Origin of the sequence: Brevibacillus sp. BC25 (assembly GCF_000282075.1) — a bacterium.
In the GTDB taxonomy this organism is placed as follows: Bacteria; Bacillota; Bacilli; order Brevibacillales; family Brevibacillaceae; genus Brevibacillus.
Map to the genome: position 1 here is coordinate 108,038 of NZ_AKIX01000028.1, position 19,303 is coordinate 127,340.

At 46.8% G+C, this 19,303-nt stretch carries 18 protein-coding genes; 5 read left to right on the forward strand and 13 right to left on the reverse strand.

All coding sequences use genetic code 11. The annotated features are described in order from the left end of the window. The first annotated feature begins 291 nt into the window (after positions 1-291). Positions 292-663: a hypothetical protein gene (locus tag PMI05_RS06725; RefSeq protein WP_007719096.1), complete on the forward strand. Its 372-nt coding sequence runs from the start codon at positions 292-294 to the stop codon at positions 661-663. 245 nt (positions 664-908) lie between these two features. Continuing rightward, entirely contained in the window at positions 909-1,859 is a 951-nt protein-coding gene (locus PMI05_RS06730) for an AAA family ATPase (RefSeq protein ID WP_007719098.1), read from the forward strand. Between the two features lie 31 nt (positions 1,860-1,890). Here PMI05_RS06730 and PMI05_RS06735 read toward each other — a convergent pair whose 3' ends face one another. Both PMI05_RS06735 and infC read right to left on the reverse strand, forming a co-directional pair. Then, positions 1,891-2,640 (reverse strand): DUF4184 family protein, encoded by a 750-nt coding sequence (locus tag PMI05_RS06735; RefSeq protein ID WP_007719100.1) that lies wholly within the window; start codon positions 2,638-2,640, stop codon positions 1,891-1,893. A 21-nt stretch (positions 2,641-2,661) separates the two neighbouring features. Continuing rightward, the gene (gene infC / locus PMI05_RS06740) at positions 2,662-3,147 is read right to left on the reverse strand and encodes a translation initiation factor IF-3 (RefSeq protein ID WP_007719101.1); all 486 of its coding nucleotides are present in this window, start codon (positions 3,145-3,147) and stop codon (positions 2,662-2,664) included. Between the two features lie 200 nt (positions 3,148-3,347). Here infC and PMI05_RS06745 point away from each other — a divergent pair, with 200 nt between their 5' ends. The 3 genes from PMI05_RS06745 (at position 3,348) to PMI05_RS06755 (ending at position 5,638) form a co-directional block, all read left to right on the forward strand. Further along, on the forward strand, positions 3,348-3,815 hold the full coding sequence (locus PMI05_RS06745; protein ID WP_193375249.1) for a MarR family winged helix-turn-helix transcriptional regulator: 468 nt from the start codon (positions 3,348-3,350) through the stop codon (positions 3,813-3,815). Positions 3,816-3,862: 47 nt separating this feature from the next. Then, positions 3,863-5,095 (forward strand): multidrug effflux MFS transporter, encoded by a 1,233-nt coding sequence (locus tag PMI05_RS06750; protein ID WP_007719105.1) that lies wholly within the window; start codon positions 3,863-3,865, stop codon positions 5,093-5,095. Between the two features lie 111 nt (positions 5,096-5,206). Beyond that, positions 5,207-5,638 (forward strand): VOC family protein, encoded by a 432-nt coding sequence (locus PMI05_RS06755; RefSeq protein ID WP_007719108.1) that lies wholly within the window; start codon positions 5,207-5,209, stop codon positions 5,636-5,638. A gap of 170 nt (positions 5,639-5,808) precedes the next feature. Here PMI05_RS06755 and hfq read toward each other — a convergent pair whose 3' ends face one another. The 11 genes from hfq to PMI05_RS06815 form a co-directional block, all read right to left on the reverse strand. Then, complete coding sequence (hfq, locus tag PMI05_RS06760; protein ID WP_007719110.1) at positions 5,809-6,048, reverse strand: RNA chaperone Hfq; 240 nt, start codon at positions 6,046-6,048, stop codon at positions 5,809-5,811. A 29-nt stretch (positions 6,049-6,077) separates the two neighbouring features. Next, a complete protein-coding gene (gene miaA / locus PMI05_RS06765; RefSeq protein WP_007719112.1) occupies positions 6,078-7,037 on the reverse strand; it encodes a tRNA (adenosine(37)-N6)-dimethylallyltransferase MiaA in 960 nt (319 codons plus the stop codon). Continuing rightward, positions 7,034-7,819, reverse strand: a complete 786-nt coding sequence (locus tag PMI05_RS06770) for a class I SAM-dependent methyltransferase (RefSeq protein WP_007719114.1) — start codon at positions 7,817-7,819, stop codon at positions 7,034-7,036. The genes miaA and PMI05_RS06770 overlap by 4 nt, the downstream gene beginning before the upstream one ends. 305 nt (positions 7,820-8,124) lie before the next feature. Beyond that, positions 8,125-9,327 carry a hypothetical protein gene (locus PMI05_RS06775; RefSeq protein ID WP_007719116.1) on the reverse strand — a complete coding sequence of 401 codons (1,203 nt, stop codon included), beginning with the start codon at positions 9,325-9,327 and terminating at the stop codon, positions 8,125-8,127. 126 nt (positions 9,328-9,453) lie between these two features. Next, on the reverse strand, positions 9,454-11,484 hold the full coding sequence (mutL, locus tag PMI05_RS06780; protein ID WP_007719119.1) for a DNA mismatch repair endonuclease MutL: 2,031 nt from the start codon (positions 11,482-11,484) through the stop codon (positions 9,454-9,456). Between the two features lie 24 nt (positions 11,485-11,508). After that, positions 11,509-14,097 (reverse strand): DNA mismatch repair protein MutS, encoded by a 2,589-nt coding sequence (mutS, locus tag PMI05_RS06785; protein WP_007719121.1) that lies wholly within the window; start codon positions 14,095-14,097, stop codon positions 11,509-11,511. Positions 14,098-14,185: 88 nt separating this feature from the next. Further along, positions 14,186-15,475, reverse strand: coding sequence for a hypothetical protein (locus PMI05_RS06790; protein WP_007719123.1), 1,290 nt, complete (start codon positions 15,473-15,475; stop codon positions 14,186-14,188). Positions 15,476-15,585: 110 nt separating this feature from the next. After that, complete coding sequence (gene cotE / locus PMI05_RS06795) at positions 15,586-16,146, reverse strand: outer spore coat protein CotE (protein WP_007719124.1); 561 nt, start codon at positions 16,144-16,146, stop codon at positions 15,586-15,588. A 136-nt stretch (positions 16,147-16,282) separates the two neighbouring features. Further along, positions 16,283-16,726, reverse strand: coding sequence for a RicAFT regulatory complex protein RicA family protein (locus PMI05_RS06800; RefSeq protein WP_007719127.1), 444 nt, complete (start codon positions 16,724-16,726; stop codon positions 16,283-16,285). Between the two features lie 6 nt (positions 16,727-16,732). After that, positions 16,733-18,244: a tRNA (N6-isopentenyl adenosine(37)-C2)-methylthiotransferase MiaB gene (gene miaB, locus PMI05_RS06805; RefSeq protein WP_052006413.1), complete on the reverse strand. Its 1,512-nt coding sequence runs from the start codon at positions 18,242-18,244 to the stop codon at positions 16,733-16,735. A gap of 331 nt (positions 18,245-18,575) precedes the next feature. Further along, positions 18,576-19,247 (reverse strand): HAD family hydrolase, encoded by a 672-nt coding sequence (locus PMI05_RS06815; RefSeq protein WP_007719131.1) that lies wholly within the window; start codon positions 19,245-19,247, stop codon positions 18,576-18,578. Positions 19,248-19,303: the final 56 nt, after the last annotated feature.

Consider the following 19,303-nt stretch of genomic DNA (forward strand, 5'->3'; position numbering starts at 1 on the left):
GACTTACCATCGAAATCACTATCAATAAATTCAACAGTTCTAGTTACTTCACCTCTATGTTTACTTGTGCCCACTTTAGATTGAAATGTTCTCTTAGTCCAATCATTTAAGTGAAACTAATGTAACAGATCGCTTTGTTCAACTTACCATTTTAAAGCTTCATCATTCAAATCCAACTCTTTCTTTTTAGAAATAGAATGAGTGAAATTATTTGAAAATTAATGGATATTATGTATAATATTTACAATCCTGTTATATTTCCAAAAAATTCAATTTAAAAAGGAGATTCTTATGAACAAATTGTTTAGCAAAGGCTCATTCTTTACCCTAATGCTAATGTTTATTCTGGTTATCGCACCAGTAGCATCAGCGGCAGAGAAAACAGTGAATTGGAATTTCTATTTCTTTGGCTCAAACCTTACATCTACTGAACAGATTTATCTGGATACAGCCCGATCTGTTGAGTACGGATGGACTAACAAGGATGGCGACGATGTTCGAATCGCTATAATAACTGTTGGCGATGGCAAAGAAGTAGCTGGTATGCCCGCTAACGCTTATGGTGGAGGTACAATTGTTGATCTGCCAAAAGGTAATTATCTATTGAAAGTAAGTGGAGGCGCTTTTACTACTTCTACTGGAACTGCATATATTAAATACTGATAATACTTTTAGGAAATAGAACAGGATTGCCGCTTAAAAAGAGCGGCATTTTTATTTTTGTACAGAGTAAAAGACTTGCGTAATTGCAAGTCTTTTTTACTCTCATCTAAAAGAACTTGCATAACATCAATTTCACAACAGTCCACGTAATGACTTGTCCAATTCGATCACTTGCGTAAAAATTGGCAGGTTTTCCGATGTTCCTGAGTATACTTTCTGTATGATGGTCAAGGCAGGTGAAACATGTGAAGCAAGCAGGAGCTATTCCTCAAACTGAGGTGCTCGAATCTTCAAGTAGTAATAATCGAATTCAAGTTGTATTCAATCGACCAGTAAGTGTTAAGCAGCTAAATACTTTACCTGAAATAGTTCGTACTACGTCGAGTTCAAATTTAACAACTGTTTTTGAAGAATTAGAAAGCCTGATTGGCTTACATGAAGCCAAGAGAACGATTTATGAAATTTATGCGCTCATCAAAATGAATAAAGCAAGGGAACGACATGGGCTTAAAATTGAGAAGCAAGTTTTCCATATGGTTTTTAAAGGAAATCCCGGTACTGGGAAAACAACAATTGCACGCCTTTTCGGTAAGATCTTTAAGGAAATGGGTGTTTTAACTAAGGGCCATCTAACTGAAGTAGAACGTGCTGATCTCGTTGGTGAATTTATTGGGCACACGGCACAAAAGACCCGTGATCTTGTTAAAAAAGCCATGGGAGGAATACTGTTTATCGATGAGGCCTACTCATTAGCTCGTGGCGGTGAAAAAGATTTTGGAAAAGAGGCTGTAGACTGTCTTACAAAATGCCTTGAGGACTTTGGCAATGATTTCGTCTGTATCATTGCAGGGTACAATGATGAAATGGATACATTCCTTGAGTTAAATCCTGGACTGCCTTCACGTTTTCCCGTCCACATCAACTTTGCTGATTATGAGGTGGATGAGTTAATGGAAATTGCAAATGTAATGGCAAAGAACAAGGAGTACAGAATCTCTGCTGAAGCAAGTGAAAAACTGAGAAGAAGACTGCTAACAGTAACGAGCGATCCGTTTCAAGTAAATTTCAGTAATGCAAGATATGTACGAAATAATATTGAAAAGGCAATACGTGTGCAAGCCGTTAGACTGCTCAAAATTCCTGACCCAACCCGTGATGATTTAATGAATTTGAAGTCTGAGGATTTTTCAATTTAGAAACAAAAATCCCTCATATTGAGGGATTTTACTATTTCAATCTGAGCCTGTCCAAAGCGAAGCAGAGCACCACGATTCCAAGCAGAGATCCCGAGAGAAACGGGACCACTTGCTGCAAAGGATGGACAAAGGGTGAAATTCCTTTGACCAGGAATGCGTGTAAAAAGACCGCCACGATACCAAACAACCCCACCCCGAACCAGAACATCCATTTTTCCAAGACAGGTACTTGTCTCATAACGATCTGTCTTTTTTTGTGCGCCCTTCGCGCAATGACATACAAAATGGCCAAGCCACCGAAAAGGGTACTACCGTGCTGCAGCAGCTTGTAAACAGGCACCTTATAATGGGCGATCGAGATGGATTGTTGCAAGAACAAGAAGTGGTCTACCATACGTCCACCATCATGGGTAAAGGCATCCCATGCAATATGGCTCAAACTGCCGATTAACGCTGAGTATATAAACACAATTGCCGCTCGCCACGCTGGCATTCTGCTTCCATGGTTTGTGTAGTCCAGCCCTCGTCCTATCCACTCCGGCAAACGCGCAAGCATCGGCTTATTGACCACGTACTGGTACAAAAACGCTAATAGGATCGCGATGGGCAAATCAACCAGCCACAATCCGAGCATAGTGTGACTGTACACGCTGAATGGCTGCATCCGGAAGAAATACTCAAAATCCGGTGCCATACTGCCAAAGACGAGGGCAGAGAACGAAAACCACTTGCATTTGCGTAACGGCAGTACAATAGCCGGATGAGCAAAAGTAAAAGGCATGCACTTACTCCCTTTTCGTCATTAGAGTGGCAATAGATTGGCAACTACCTGCTTGCCGCTTACTTGAATCCCTTTATCCTGTTTTCCGCAATGAGCCAGATCTTTGATGAGCTGCTCAATTAATCGCTTAGCTTCTTGACTTTCCTTTTTCTCCAGTTTTACAGTCAACTGCACGGCATCCCCGGATGAAAGAATTCGTTCTGCCTGTCTTTTTTTCGTATCGTAATCATGGTCTTCGACGAAGGCACTTAAACGAATTTCTTTTACTTTTACGCCTTTTTCTACTTTTCGGTTTTTGGCGTTTTCCTTGATGACCTGTTCCTTATAATTCGTTCGATTCACTAACTGACAAGGCGGCGGACTCGAAGCCAAAGAAAGACATACCAGGTCCACTCCCTGTTCTTTTGCCATTTGAAGTGCTTCCTTTGTGGAGATGATTCCGAGATCTTCCCCGTTTACCCCTGTTAATTGTACGACTGCCGCTTTTATTTTTTCATTCAGGATCATCTTGATCTCACCTAACCTGTTCATTCGATTTTCAAGGACATCATTACTTCTCCAAAGAATGCAGCGTATCCTCCTAAAGCTCGTAAATGCAAATCATTTTCATGACGAAGATCAATCGTTTTTGTATAATAGGACAAGGCATTAACTTACGGACGTCTTTAACAGAAAATTCATTAGCAAACTAATTAATTGGGGGTACTTTGGTGGAGTTTAGTTATGCAACCGCATTAACCCATTCTGCGTCGCATGTAATGAAAATGCATCGGCAAAATGTAGAATTTCTGATTCAAAAATACGACGTCTATCCCGGTCAACCCATTCTGTTGATGCGCTTGATTGAAAAAGATGGAATGATTCAAAGAGAATTGGCCCGAAAAATCGGGGTAAAGCCCGCTACGCTTACCGTCATGATTAATCGGATGGCCAGATCGGGACTTGTCGAGCGCAGAGCAGATGAACGGGACCAACGTATCTCCCGCGTTTATCTTACCGACAAAGGTCGGATGGCTACCAAGCATGTCAAAGAAGTATTACGCGTCATTGAGGAAAATTGCTTCATCGGATTCTCAGAGGAAGAAAAAGATGTGTTGCGGGGCTTGCTCGATCGCATGCACAGCAACCTTCAAGCTTTTTACTTGCAAAATACGCAACCCTCTTCTGAGCTGTAATAAGCTTCTTTCCAGGAATAATAATGAGAAAGGTTTGACAACTTGCCGTGAATAATCTAGCAAAAGAACTTGATTCCACGTCCCTAACCGGCAACAAATCACGCCGGCTGTGGATGGCTGCGATTCTAGGGTCACTTTCTGCTTTTGGTCCACTGTCCCTAGACATGTATTTACCTGCGCTTCCTATGCTTGCCGATGATTTGCAGACGAGCACCTCCATGACCCAACTCAGTCTGACAGCATGCATGCTCGGCCTGTCCATTGGTCAGTTATTCGCAGGACCGATCAGCGACGTACGCGGTCGAAGAATCCCTTTAATTATCGGGCTCATTTTGTATGCGGTCTCTTCCTTTTTGTGTGCGGTAGCTCCCTCTATTTATACGTTCGTCTTGCTTCGCTTCGTACAAGGTCTTGCTGGTTCTGCTGGTATTGTTATCGCCCGCGCTACGGTTCGCGATTTGTATTCGGGGACAGAACTGACGAAGTTTTTCGCCCTCTTGATGCTTATTAACGGGATCGCTCCGATCGCGGCACCTATCGTAGGGGGACAAATTCTGCAATTTACTACCTGGCACAGCGTGTTTGTCGTACTGGGTCTAATTGGCGCTATCATGTTTCTCGTCGTCGTGCTTGCTCTTCCAGAAACATTGCCACAAGAGCGCCGCTCCAAGGCGGGAATCGGCAATACACTGACGACCTTTGGTACCTTGCTGAAGGATCGCGTTTTTATGGGGTACGCCATCGCGCAGGGTCTGGTAACCGCTGCCATGTTTGCGTACATCGCCGGTTCGCCCTTTGTATTTCAAAAAATATTTGAAGTGTCTCCACAAACGTTTAGTCTCATTTTCGCGATTAATGGTGTAGGCATTATTATTACGAGTCAAATCACAGGTAAGCTTGCAGGTAAAGTGAAAGAAACTTCCTTGTTCATTGCTGGGATTTCCATTGCGGGAATCGGCGGAATCCTCCTTCTGGCAATGATTCTACTTCAAGCTGGTCTCCTTGCTGTGCTTGTTCCCCTCTTCTTTGTCGTATCCAGTGTAGGGATTGTGGGCGCGACAGGATTTTCCCTCGCCATGCAAAATCAAAGCAAGGCGGCAGGAAGCGCATCTGCTCTCCAGGGGCTCCTTTCCTTCATCAGCGGCGGAATTGTCGCTCCACTTGTGGGAATCAGCGGCGAACATACAGCAGTACCAATGGGGATCATCATTGCTCTTTCTACGATCGGCGCCATTGTCTGCTACGTAGTCATGGTTCGTCGGAGTTCATCAGCGTCCTAATCAATTTACCACTTGCAAACATACGTTCTGTGCATTACAATCACTTTATGGGTAATAATAGCAAGTGGGTTTGACAAGTTGGTCATATGAAACCAAGGGAGATGTTGACACATGGCATTGCGTTTGATTCCTTACATCGTTTTGAATGGTACTGCAAGTGAAGCGATCAGCTTTTACGAGGGTGCGCTAGGTGCTGAAGTGCTGTTCAAGCAAACCTTCGGTGAAATGCCGGAAAATCCGGAGTTCCCATTACCTGCAGAAGCCAAGAATCGTATCGGACATGCTACTATTCGCGTCGGTGAAACTGAAATGATGTTTTCCGATACCTTTCCAGGACAACCGCATCAACTTGGTGATCAAGTGACCATCTGCATCTCGACCGATGATAAAGAGCAATCTCATAAGATTTTTGATGCCCTGCAAGAAGGCGGTCAAGTGCTTATGCCTCTGCAAGAAACGTTCTTCAGCCCAGCATACGGCAATGTGAAGGACAAGTTTGGCATCACGTTCCAAATTTACACGAATAATCATTGCATAGAGTAATGTGAAAGCCCTGTTCGCTTCTACGGCGACAGGGCTTTTTTATTGATACTTTTTACGTTGATGGTAGCATAACTCCATCTATGGAAGTCGAAATGAACAGAATGATGGTCGGGCCAGATCATAAAAAAGAACCAGGATCACATGTATCCTGGCTGTTGGTGTTGCTTTGCTTACTGTTGGTTGTTCTCCTGAGACATGAGCGATACAGGGCGTTGCGGAGTGAAAGTGGAGATCGCATGCTTGTATACTAATTGTTGCTTGCCTTCGCTATCAATCACAATCGTGAAATTATCGAATGCTTTAATATACCCGCGCAATTGAAATCCGTTCACAAGGTAAATGGTAACCGCGATGTTTTCTTTCCGCAAATGATTCAAGAACGTATCTTGAATGTTGATCGTCTGTTTCATGTACACTACCCCCTAAAAGGACTTGTATGTTATATATTCGGCAATTGTTGAAACTTTCCTGCCAATATTCGCTTGATAGTTTCCACGTTATTCCTCTGCTCGGCCGGATCAGTCATATCAAACCATTGAATTTCTGCCATGCGACGGAACCAAGAAAGCTGACGTTTGGCAAAATGTCGCGTTCGCTGCTGTATGTCGTTCACTGCTTTTTCTAGCGTGATTTCCCCATATAGATAAGGGATGAGCTCCTTGTACCCCAAGCCTTGCATGGAGACCAGTGACGCGTCGTAGCCAGCATCCAAGAGCCCCCTCACTTCCTCAACCAGTCCCGCTTCGATCATGAGTTCGACCCGGTGGTTGATTCGTTCGTACAGCTTTGCGCGGTCCATCGTGAGACCGATCATCACCAAATCATAAGGTGAATGCTGTGCCCGCAGCTGAAAGTCGGACATTTTGTACCCGCTGCTTTCATAAATCTCCAATGCGCGAATCACCCGCTTTACATCATTGGGATGCAAGCGTTCGGCTGTAATCGGATCGACGTCGGCCAGTCTGGCGTGCAGTGCTTCCACGCCTTCACTGTCAGCCAATCTTTGCAGACGATCACGGAAATCAGGGTCTTGAGAAGTGGTGGAAAACTGAAATCGATGGGTAACCGATTCTATGTACAGACCTGTCCCGCCGACGATAAACGGAAGTTTGCCACGTTGGTTGATGTCTGTAATCAGCGCTGCGGCACTTTCCTGAAACATCGCGACAGAGTATTCTTCGTCTGGATTTTTAATATCAATGAGGTGATGCGGTATGCTCGCAAGCTCCTCAGACTCTGCTTTTGCGGTGCCAATATCCATTCCACGGTATACTTGCATGGAATCTCCGGAAATGATCTCACCGTCGAACTGTTCGGCCAGCTCCAAACTAAGCTGGGTCTTGCCAACTGCTGTTGGGCCAATAATCACGACTAACCTTTCTCTCTGTTGCAAGGTCACTCCCCTCCACCTATCTCTTTGTAGCTGTACACGACCTGCTGGCCGCGGGAGCGAAACGGCGTAAAACCAAAACGCTCGTACATCCTACCTTCTTTTCCTTCTTTCATTACCACACGTTTTCTCGCAACTCGCTGCGCTTCCAAAACAGCCTCCTCTGAAAGAGCATCTGGATTGGCGAGCTCCCGGACTCCGGCGATCCCCGACGAGCTTTGTACCGTTATCTCGAACATGGGATCGAAATAAACGACGTCGAAGGAACGTGCAGGCAGTCCTCTCAGTACTTCTAGATGGTTGCCACATTGCACCTCAATACGACGCATGGCTTGCTCCAATTCTTCCGCATCGGATGACCAGTGCCGCAGTCCATCTTCTACCAAGATGGCTAGCAAACGCTCAGATTCGATGCCAACAACCTTCCCCTTTGCGCCAGTCGCATGAGAAAATACAATAGCATCAGCACCCAAACCCAAGGTTGCGTCGAGCACTTCATCCCCTAGATGAATTTGGCAAGCAACAAGCATAGTATCATTATCGCCGCGCATGAGCCGCTTTATACGAAAAGCAGATGTGTTCGGATGAAAAAAGAATGGTTTTTTCCCTGGCACTTCCAAACGTGCTCCGAGAGCGGAAACCACCAATACTTCTTCTACCCCATATCGCTTGCGCATTTGACCCAATGAAAAATCGCGTCGATTCACAACCTGTAGCCCCAATGTACTAGCCAATTCAGCTGCGTGACGCAAGGTTTCTTCACCAGGCTCAAGTCCTGTCGTAACAATCACGCCTTTGTTCCCTTCCTTACGTCTTCGCCCTTTTTGACAAGAACTGCTGTTCTAGAAAAACGACTCGACGATTTTTACATAAACGGTAACGATCATATTATTGTAAGCAGGATTAATTTGCCGGTCAAATAGAATCTGAACCAAAGTGTTTTCCTCTTTGCTATGACAATCATACCATTTTTTATGAAAGCGCGTCGGACTGTAGTATGATTTTCCAGTCCATCAAAATTTTACCCATGTAAAAAAGACCCGCGAAGATCTGTGGGTCTTTTTTCATGTGGGCATACACCATGCGAAAGAAAAAGCTATCTCCATTCCTCCACTGCAAGGTTTGCCTGTTTGATCCAGTCGAGCCTGCGGTTATTTAACAAGCCGAGATTGTAATAAATAATCGATTGCGCACCTGCATCCACGGCAGTTTTCACCCTCGCTGCCAGATCGACGGCTGACTGGATTTGGCTATGATGTAGGGAGAAAGCTGCCCCAAGCGCAGCTTCTGGCGCTACAAGCTTGATCGCATGAAAGGAATATGCCACATCACCGACACTGTCTCCATAGGCGAGCGGAACTAAGCGATCCAATGTAGCGGCAGCTTTTCGCAACGAAACCCCTTCCCAATAGGACTGATTCACAAAAAACGGTGTTGAGGACGGAAAGCCATCGAGCGCAGTCCCCTTACTCTGTGCGATTTCCTTCAGGCTCTTCCATAGCCCATCTACTACTTCCAAACGGGATTGTTGATAGTGATACAATTCCGGGTATTCCAGCAGCAAAAAGGCAACTTCTCTCGCTTCAGCGGATACTTGCGAAATGGAATCGGCCTCTACTATCTGATTGACCAGCCTTGATAAAAGCTTCCGGACTTCTCCTACATCGATTCGCTTTGATTCGGCACGCTCCGTACATGCCCCGCAAAAACAGAGCGAGAGTAACCATTGCAGTGATTCTCCTAACGGTAGGAGGCATACTTCATGATGCTCGCCATGCTTCATCGGCAAAAAGGCGGTCGCTTCGATCAAAATCCGCTCTGGCTTGACCTGCTCCAGCGTATCGGTAAAAAGCGCCTTGGCGTAATGCTGAACCTCAGGCTGCGAAGGACATAGCGCATAAGTGTATGTATCCCCCCAAATGTTTTGCACACAAAGATCTGGATGAGCCAAACCAAGCGTAGAATTGTGAAGGCCAACCCACCATGTATGAAACCCCATTCCTGCCTGCTCACAAGCTTCTTTCATTTTGGCAAGAATGCCTGCTTGTGCGATTTGCTCGTGTACGGTCGGGCGCAAACGGTTGTACTTCGACCATTCAGGCATAAATGATACTCCTGAAAACGGCAACCTACGAAACGTTTTGCTTCGCGGGTGAAAAAATCTCCCCTGATGGTAGCTGCTATTGACCACTGCTGTATTGCACCTGGCTTCTTGCAATGTTTGCATCACAGCTTCGATACCGCTCTCGGCTATATCCCACGGATAAATAAACATCCCCGTTTGGCGTGATGAACTCATTTCGTTTCACCTCGTTTTTGCAAGTAATCATAAGTCAGTGTTTGTCTAAAATCAATCTTAATTTTTGAATTTTCTGAATAAAACCCCGAATAAACACCCCCAAGGAATGGTCCCAAGGGGTGTCTGTTACATCACACGCTTAAACATTTTTTCTAAGTCATAACCAGTAAAATGAATCACAATCGGCCTGCCGTGTGGGCACGTATACGGACTGCTCGTCTTGCGCAACTGATTCAGCAAGCTTTCCATTTCTGCATGTGTCAGGAAGCGGTTCGCTTTAATCGAAGCTTTGCAGGACATCATGATGGCAGCTTTTTCACGCATCAGCACGACATTGGCTTGGGCATTTTCGCCCGTTTCCAGTACAAACTGAATGAGCTCCTCAATGACCTCCAGCTCCGCCCCTTCTGGGAACCAATGCGGATGAGCGCGAACGATAAAGGTCCGTCCACCGAACGCCTCAATCTCCAAACCAAACGATTGCAAAAGCGACAGTCGCTTCTCCAGTTTGCTTGCCTCTGCAGCCGTATATTCCACCGTATGAGGAAACAGCATGATCTGGCTGGAAATGCCCTCTTCTGCAAGCTTGTCCATGAAATACTCGTAAAAAATCCGCTCCTGCGCGGCATGTTGATCGATTAAATACATGCCTTCGTCATTTTGCGCGACGATGTAGGTGCCGTGTACTTGACCAACTGGGTACATAACTGGAACAGGTGAATCCGTCTCATTTTCATTGGTAGCTTCCGAGAGTGGCGGTGATTGATCGGTACCTACTGCGGCTGAATTGTCCTGAGCAATGTCCAACTGTGACGGAAGCTTAGTCTCGTAAGGTTGGAAAGCTTCCCTCGTGTCCGTTTGATCCAACAGAGTCGCCTGCACGATTTCAAGCGGGATAGCCTCTACTTTCGCAGACTCCAGCTTTTCATAGTTGGCTGCCGACTCCTTCACCGTGCCGTTCTCAATGGATGGTGCAATATGCGGCACTACATCCACTCGCATACTTGTTGTTTCCTGCTTGGCCATCCATTCCTGTAGTCGGGGACTTGCTGCTAATAGTGACGATTGCGGTGTTTCAGGCTTGCTGATTTGCAGGTCAAACTGCGGTTGTACGACCTGGGTGACGACCTTAGCTTTTGGTTGCGTAGCCATGGGTCTGACAATTCCTAAGCCTTGTCGCAATGTCTCTTTTACCGACTGTTCAATTGCACTGCACAATTCATCTTCTTTACTGAATCTCGCCTCTAGTTTGGCAGGATGTACGTTCACATCGACCAGTGACGGATCCATCTCGATCTGCAAGGCCACAATCGGATAGCGTCCGATGGGTAACAATGTATGATAACCGCGCATAATCGCATTGTTGATTGAATAGCTGCGCACATACCGACCGTTTACCAGTGTTGAAAGGTAAGAGCGATTCGCCCTTGTCACTTCCGTCTTCGAAAGAAAACCAGACCACTTATAGTCGAGGGTCTCCCCTGCAATTGGTAGCAACAGCTTCGCTACTTGCACACCATAGATAGCCGCCATGACGTGCAGAAGCTTTCCGTCGCCAGACGTTTGCAAAAGTGTCTTGCTGTTATGAGTCAACAGGAAGGAAATCGCCGGATGCGTAAGTGCAAGCCGATTCACATAATCGGAAATGTGTCCGACTTCTGTGGCGATCGACTTCATGTATTTCAAGCGAGCAGGTGTGTTGAAAAACAAGCTGCGTACACATACTTCCGTCCCTTTTACAGCAGCTTTATCGGAAATCGTTCCGAGCTGCCCACCTTCCAGCAAGAGATGAGTACCTACCTCACTACTGGACGTACTGCTCGTCAGCTCCATGCGCGAGACTGCAGCAATACTCGGCAGTGCCTCGCCACGAAATCCCAGTGTACGAATTCGGAACAAATCACGCGCATTGCTGATTTTACTGGTGGCATGGCGCTCAAAAGCCAACTGACAATCTTCCCGATCCATCCCTTTCCCATTGTCAACGATCCGAATCATCTCCAGACCGCCTTCCTCTACGTGGATCTCGATTGTCGTTGCACTGGCATCAATTGCATTTTCGACCAGCTCTTTGACAACCGAAGCCGGCCTTTCCACTACTTCCCCTGCAGCAATCATATTGGCGAGATGCTCATCTAAAACTTGAATGGTTCCCATGAGTGCCTCCCCTCCGGACGAACCCTATCGCTTTTTCAATTGCTGTTTCCATGCATATAGCTTCATCATGGCGTCCATTGGCGTCGTTGAATTCAAATCCAGCTCGCGCAGTTCAGCCATAATCGCTTCTTCCTCGGCCAACGCAAACTGCATCGGTTCTTCACGCACCGCAGCAACTGGTGCCGTCCATAGCGATTCGAGCGACATTTGGAGGTCACTCGCTGCATTTCCATTCCCTGCACTCCCATTCGCTTCAAGTCCGGTTAAGATGCTGCGCGCCCGTTCAATAACCCAGGTCGGCATTTCAGCCAGCTCTGCCACATGAATTCCATAACTTTTATCTGCTCGTCCTTCTTCAATTTTGTGAAGGAACAAGAGCTTTCCTTCCCGTTCTTCGCATCGAGCGTTGACATTCACGACACCACTCAACGTCTCTGCTAGCCCTGTCAACTCATGGTAGTGCGTCGAGAAGAGTGTTTTGGCACCGATTTTTTGGCAAATGTACTCAATGACCGCTTGTGCAAGCGCCATTCCATCGTACGTCGAAGTCCCGCGCCCAATTTCATCGAGCAGAATCAAGCTCTTCGCTGTCGCTTTTTGTAGGGCGTGTCTGGTCTCTAGCATTTCCACCATAAACGTACTGTGCCCACCCACTAAGTCGTCAGCTGCCCCAATCCGAGTAAAGATCTGATCGACAATCGCCAGCCTGGCCTGTTTAGCCGGAACGAAGCAACCGATCTGAGCCATCACCGTAATCAAGGCGATCTGTCTCATGTACGTACTCTTACCTGCCATATTAGGACCCGTAATGAGCAAAACTTGACGGTTCGTCTGATCCATTTCCACGTCATTTGCCACGTATTTTTCGCGTTCCAGAACGGCTTCTACTACTGGATGACGCCCTTCTGTAATGACGTATTCGCCGTTTTCCACAAGCTCAGGGCGTATAAAGCCCCGCTCGTCACTTACCGTAGCAAATGCCTGTAGAACGTCCACAGATGCAATGCGCTCAGCAAGGTTCTGCAATCTTGGTATATGCTTCGCGACTTCACTTCTTACCGCCACAAACAGTTGGTATTCCAGCTCAATCATCTTTTCTTCCGCTTCAAGAATGAGCGCTTCGCGTTCCTTCAACTCTGGCGTGATGTACCGCTCTGCATTGGCCAATGTTTGCTTGCGTTCATACCGCCCGGATGGAACATTTGCGATATTGGACTTCGATATTTCGATGTAATAGCCGAACACCTTATTGAAGCCAACTTTGAGTGAACGAATCCCAGTCGCTTCGCGTTCTCCCTGCTCCAGTTGGGCAATCCATGTCTTTCCTTCACGACTTGCCGTATGGAGCTTGTCCAGGTACTCATCATATCCCGTCCGAATCATTCCGCCTTCACGAACCGATATCGGGGGATCATCTACGAGCGCATGAGCCAAATAGTTGACGATATCCGTGCACTCATCCATCCCTTGCGCCAGTTCCATTAATACCGGCGTATTCGTCTGGATCATATACTGCTTCAGCTCTGGAACAGCTTCCAAAGACATCCGCAACTGAATGAGATCTCGTGCGTTCGCATTCCCGTAGGAAATACGGCCCGCCAGACGCTCCAAATCATAGACACGATCCAAGCAAGTCCGCAAATCGGATCGGAGCAGCATGTCACCCTTCAAGGCTTCCACAGCGCTCAGACGTGCCTCCAACTGATCGCGACTGAGCAATGGACGCTCAATCCATCTGCGTAAGAGACGACCACCCATTGCGGTTTGAGTCCGATCCAACAGCCACAACAAAGAGCCTTTTTTCGTCTTATCGCGAATAGTCTCTGTCAATTCCAAATTACGTCTGGAAAAGCCGTCCATTTGTAGATACTGCTTTGCATCGTACTGCTTTAACAGCCGCATATGGGCAAGACTGCGTTTTTGCGTCGTCCCTATGTAGAACAAGAGAGCATTGACCGCCGCTCGCATGGACATATCCAGCCCTTTTGCCTGCTCCGCATATTGACTATCCACCGCAAATGCGTCCAGTTGGTGCGCATCCACGACAGTAGATGGCAGTGCTGTCTTCGGCAAAACAGCGAGGCCAAAAAAGACGAGCTCCTTGGGGCGATATTGCAAGGCTTCATCCAGAACAGACTCTGCCTGTCCCACCAAAGACGTAACGTACATCTCGCCTGTACTCATATCACACGCAGCAACACCTGTTCGCCCTTCTACTTGGGCCAACGCTGCCATGTAATTGTTTTCCTTATCCGTCAGCCATTTGCCTTCCATCATCGTTCCCGGGGTAATGACGCGTGTAACTTCCCGGCGAACGACCCCTTTGGCTTCTTTTGGATCTTCGACTTGCTCGCAAACGGCTACTTTATGTCCTTTTTTCAGTAGCTCTGCAATATAGCCATCTGCCGCATGATGTGGAACACCACACATTGGTATGCGCTCAGAACCACCACCCTCACGTCCCGTCAGTGTAATTTCCAGCTCACGGGACGCAAGAATGGCGTCATCAAAAAACAGTTCATAAAAATCGCCTAAGCGAAAAAATAAGAAAGTATCCGGATAATCTTTTTTGATAGCCAGATACTGTTGAATCATCGGGGTATATTGAGCCATGGTTTTCTTCTCCTAGCCTACTAATTCTCGTCGCTATTATATCATGATTGTACGGTAATGTTGACCCTGCATCCGATGGTAGATCTGTTTATAGTAGCTTCCATGTCTTGCGAAGGTCTTCATCCGTTTTCCACGATTGGCTTTCGATTAAAAAAGAAAAGTATCGATCCAAATGAATTCGTGACAGCGTATAACCTGGTAGCTCCTTTAATTCTTGCCAGACTTGGGCAACGTACGGCAGGAGCTTTTCTTTTTCGCCCTGGTAATACGCTTTGATGAGCGGGAGCTTTAGATGAGGCGTTGCTTGTAGCTTCTCGTGATTGGTTGCAACCAAATGGGCCAAATGAAGAATACCTCTAGTGACAAGGGGATCAACGAGCCAACTGGGGAGTGTACGATATTCGAATCCATATTCCTTCTCCCTTACATCCCCCAAAAATCCATATCGCTCTCTGCGACTCATACAGCCTGCATCCTCAATCAGAACAAGGGGAAGAGCCAAGTACGCATCCAACTTTCGCCGAAGAGAAAAAGTAGGGGTAAGCCCGCCAAAATGAATATGCCCGCCGATTGGATAACCTTGAAACGGCATTCCGCCAGCGAGCCATTCGATAGACGAATTCCCTATTTTTTTGTATGCGAGTGCCAGATTATCGTAGATATGCATAAATAATTGATCAGGGTCCTCCGATGGCGCAGGCCTCAACTCTGCAACCGGGTGCTGATGGAGACCTAATTCTTCGCGATAGCGTGTCGTATCACACCCAACCGTGCCATTTATACTCAGGAAGTCAGAAGCAAGTGCCATCTCCCCTGCAGGCTTGCGTAAAGCAAACTCGGGATCAGCCCCCATGCTTTGCAGCTTTTGCGGCTGTTTGCGTATCCGACCTTCCCACCACTCTCGAGCCCGCTGCATATATTCGTCAGCATGCTTGGCTGGCCAATTTGGTTCCACCTCGACGACCTTAAGTCGATGGGGAGAAGCCGCCATGATCGTCACTTGACCCGCATCCGCTCCAGCTGCATACAAACTACGAGCAGCCAGCCCTTGCACCACCTGAACCTCCGTTTCGGTGGAAGGCAACGAGACGGAATACCATTCGGGTTCCTCCATCCGGTGCAGCAGCCATTGTGATTGCTCCTCGCTCCTGACGATATCCAATACATAGTCTTGGTAAAGACAGATCCTATATGTCCGCCAGCCTGGTCGCGCTGCTTTTCCTGTCGTTACAGGTATTCTCCCTTGCCGGAGCAACCAGCGCCCGATTTCTGGACGATGCAAATAAGCTACGACTTCTTTAGCGTTGGCCGTCATCGGTTGTGTTGCTGGCGTTTCCTGCTTGTTAGCTCGCTGACTCGCCTTTGTGCGTAGAATCATGCCTTCCACACTCCCCCGCTATTCTCTCGTTATCTTATGACTGCGCCCAGAAAAAAGTGTGAATGGTACATATCCGAAAAAAAGAAAAAAGAGGAGATAATTTCTCCTCTTTAGTCGAGCTCGTCGAGTAGCGTAGCGGAATCAAAGTCATCAAACTCGTCACTGTTATCTTCAAAGTCGTCAACCAGATGGAATTCTTTGTCATCACAACTATTGCAGACAACAACGCACACCTTTGTTTCTCCAATGACCTCTACTGCATATTCGCTTTCAACCCTGACTGTGATTGTGCCACCACCACTTAACTCCGCTTTTATGCACTTCGGTTGCTCCACGGCGCGTGCAACGATTTCCAGATCGCCTCTGCAGTTCTTGTCGAAGAACGTAAGCGGTACGAGTACGGAGAACTGAACCGTTTCCCGCTTGACTTCGGTTTGCGTGTTATTAGCAAACGAAAACCACAGGTTGACGTCATACGTACCAGATACTTCAACGGCATCTCCGACTTTCTCTGCTTGGAAGTTCGTGTTTATAATCCAGCATCCGAGGATCGTCGAAGGAGTTTGCGACGGTATGATGGTGTGGGTGGTAATAGAAAATTTATGGCCTTTGCCGCAGACTGCTTTCGCGATAAGTTCCCGGCACTGTAGATCTTTGTCTATACCCGACATTTCGTTACCTCCTCCATACAACGTTTCTGTACATTTGTATGCAGGGCATTCGACTAGCGTGCAAACAACCACCTTATATTTGGGAAAGTTGTTGGGTATTCATCAAAACAGCGCCGGGAAGGCTTTCTATCAAGATTTAGGAGCAGCAACCGCCAGATTTTTTCTTTTCAGGCCCGCCACCCGTCTCTCCGGTCAATGGGTTTCCGCCTGTATCCAAAATAATACGCTCCGAAACGGTGTTCGTGATCACGTTCGTGACCATTTGCAAAAGATCGTTCACATCGACCTGCGATTGCTTGAATTCCGTAACGATTGGAATGGAATCCAGCTCCTCATGCAATTGGTTATACTCGCCTTCCACTTTTTTCACCAGTTCCGGCTTGTTGATCGATTCAAACATCACCATTTGCTTTTGCTTCTGCTTCAATGTATCAATTAAATCTTGCACACGTTCATTGTGCTTGATTTGCAGTTCGGCACGTTTGAAGAAATCGACTTCATTGGTACGCGCGATCATAGCTGCAAGTTCGCGAGCTTTCTCAAGAATTTCATTCTGGGTATACACGTTTGTTTGTTCCATTATGACCTACACCTCAACTTTGGATACGAGTTCTCCGTGGAGTGTCCACGTTTTCGCATCTGTAATTTTTATGTGCACATACTGTCCGATCAAGGATTTGTCGCCGGTGAAATGGACCAGCTTGTTCGTACGCGTACGTCCCGCAAGCACTTCCGCATTCGTCCTCGATTCTCCTTCCACCAGTACCTCGACAACCTGATCCTGCAGTTTTTTGTTCTGCTCCAGTGCGATGCGAGCCAACACTTCGTTGAGTCGATATAAGCGCGCTTTTTTCACTTCCATTGGTACGTTGTCTTCCATGACAGCAGCCGGTGTACCTTCACGTGGGGAGTAAATGAAGGTATACGCAAATTCATACTTGACCTCTTCCACCATCGAAATGGTATCTTCAAACTGCTCATCGGTTTCGCCTGGGAAGCCAACAATAATATCGGTAGAAAGCGAGACATTCGGGATCGCGTCCTTGATTTTGCGAACGAGCTCCAGATAATGCTCACGCGAATATTTGCGCGCCATCAGCTTGAGTACTTCTGTCGAACCGGATTGGACAGGCAAATGGATTTGCTCCACCAGGTTGCCGCCCTTTGCTAGCACCTCGATCAAGTGATCGTCAAAATCACGCGGATGACTTGTCGTGAAGCGCACACGCGGGATATCAATCTTGCGGACCTCGTCCATCAGGTCTCCAAAACCATACTCGATATCCTCAAAATCTTTCCCATACGCATTGACGTTTTGTCCAAGAAGCATGATTTCTTTAAAGCCTTGGCGAGCGAGATCACGAACTTCCGCAATCACATCTTCCGGGCGTCGACTGCGCTCTTTTCCGCGGGTATACGGCACGATACAGTACGTACAGAACTTGTCACAGCCGTACATAATGTTAACCCAGCCCTTGGTGTTTCCTTCGCGGAGCTTCGGCATATTTTCGACGATATCGCCTTCTTTGGACCAAACCTCAATCACCATTTCTTTGCTGAACATCGCATCGCGCAACAGTTCTGGCAGTCGGTGAATATTGTGCGTTCCAAAAATCAAGTCAACCTGCTGGTAGCTTTTCAGGATTTTCTTGACGACTTTCTCTTCTTGGGACATACAGCCGCAAACACCGAGGATCAGATTCGGATTGTTATTCTTGAGCCGCTTCATGTGGCCAAGCTCGCCAAATACTTTATCCTCTGCATTTTCGCGGATCGCACAGGTATTAAATAGGATGACATCCGCATCTTCGACAGAGTCAGAGGAGGTATAGCCCATTGCCTGCAAGATACCAGAAATCGTCTCCGAATCATGCTCGTTCATTTGGCAGCCATACGTACGAACATGATAACGCTTTCCTTTTCCGATGTTCTGCATGTCTTCTGGGATATTAAAATCGTAATGGACTAAAATCTCTTCCTTACCACGCTTTTTCGCATCTTTCAGAGAGGGGGCCTGGAAGTATTTCGCATAGTCTTCCGTTTTCTTTGGAGACTTATCGGATTTTAAGTCCACAGTCGCCTCTTTCGTTTCCTTCATCATGTATCACCTCAGCTAAAATCATCTACATAAGTAACCAATAAAGAATTATAGCATTTTGGGTGATACAAAAGCTAATGCATAATAACCATTATGAGGCAAAATATGTACGAAACGGCGAGTGACCGTTTCGATCATCTCTGGGTATTCCCGGAAAGAGGATGTGGTTGTTTGGTGAGATGCTCGCTATCCCTGTTGGCTGCCCAGAAGTCATAATGACGATCTTCGTATTCAAAGAAAGACATCATCGGCGCACGCAAATCGCTTAGGGCAGATTCGGTTGTTATGTTCGCCTGAACCTCCTGGTCTGTGTTTGCTGATGGCGATTCCTCTATTTTTCTCGCCACTCTCCTAGGATAGTGATCAGTTGAGGGATTTCTTCGATGATAGCGTCTGCCTCCACGTTATCCCCCCAAAACTTGTCCCGCTTCCAAACGGCCTTCATCCCTGCCCAACGCGCACCTTGTACATCGTTAACCGGGTGATCCCCCACATAAACCGCTTCACTCGCTTTCACTCCAAGCCGATCCAACGCTCTTTCAAATATGATTAACTCTGGCTTGGACACCCCTTCCCGCTCCGAAATCAAAATGGCATGAAAAAATGGTTCAATTCCAATCGCATTCAAGTTTTTCATTTGAAATTCACTGCGTCCATTCGTTATGATCCCTAGCTTCATGCCCGATTGTTGTAAGATCTGAAGTGTTTCAACTACGCCTGTAAATGCCAGACAGTCCTGCCAAAATAACTGTACGTATTCTTCTAATAAAAATGCAGAAGTCATTTCTTCGATCTTTGACTCTTCCACGATAGTCTGATAGACAACGTCTTTCCACACATACCCACGCTGGTCCAGCTCATGAAAACGGGACATGAACGCATTCAGAGACATTCTTTTCTGGAGCGGCCATGTACGCTCGTATTGTCGTGCCAAAAATGCATCCACCGCCCGTTCCCGATCCAAAAGCGTTCCATCCAAATCAAACAAGCATGCCTTTACCATTGGTACATGCTCCTCCTTTCCTGCCAAATTTTTTGAAACTCAGCCTTTTTTCCTAT